General features: G+C 62.1%; 1 protein-coding gene. It reads left to right on the top strand.

Features of this window, described 5'->3' with window-relative positions; genetic code table 11:
• The first annotated feature begins 54 nt into the window (after window positions 1-54).
• Window positions 55-483, top strand: coding sequence for a transposase (locus FE811_RS27095; RefSeq protein WP_197029475.1), 429 nt, complete (start codon window positions 55-57; stop codon window positions 481-483).
• Window positions 484-533 lie beyond the last annotated feature (50 nt).

Below are 533 nucleotides of genomic sequence, written 5' to 3'. Positions count from 1 at the left end.
GTAACGGCCCGATTGTTACCGCCTGCCTGAGTTTGGGCTGATGGATTAAGGCACGTGCATAGTGACGTCGTTAATGACGTGTCTTATGCGGGTGTGGGGATGCGGGGCGATATTCTTGGACTGGAGCGGCGGCGGCGGTGGAGCGACGAGGAGAAGCTCGAGATCGTTTTGTCGGTCGGCGTGGACGGGGCGACGGTGACGCAGGTTGCACAGCGGCACGATGTGACGCGGCAGCAAATCTATGCCTGGCGGCACCAACTGAAGAAGAAGGGCGTGGTTTCGGCGTCTCCGGAGACGCTGTTTCTGCCGGTTGGATTGGACCGGCCCACGGAATTGGTGATGCAGACAGCGGCCATCTGCACAGGAGCGCCTCGGCCTGCCCAGATCGAGTTGCAGTTGGCGAATGGTCGCTGCCTGCGCTTCGATCCGGCTCTGGATACCGTGACGCTGACACATGTGATCCGTGCGGTGGAAGGGGCATGATCGGGCCGGGAACCGGCGTTCGTGTCTATCTGGCCTGCGGCGTGACCGAC

It is taken from the genome of Paracoccus sp. FO-3 (assembly GCF_006386455.1).
GTDB classification, from domain to species: domain Bacteria; phylum Pseudomonadota; class Alphaproteobacteria; order Rhodobacterales; family Rhodobacteraceae; genus Paracoccus; species Paracoccus versutus.
This window is presented reverse-complemented; position numbering and strand designations above follow the sequence as displayed.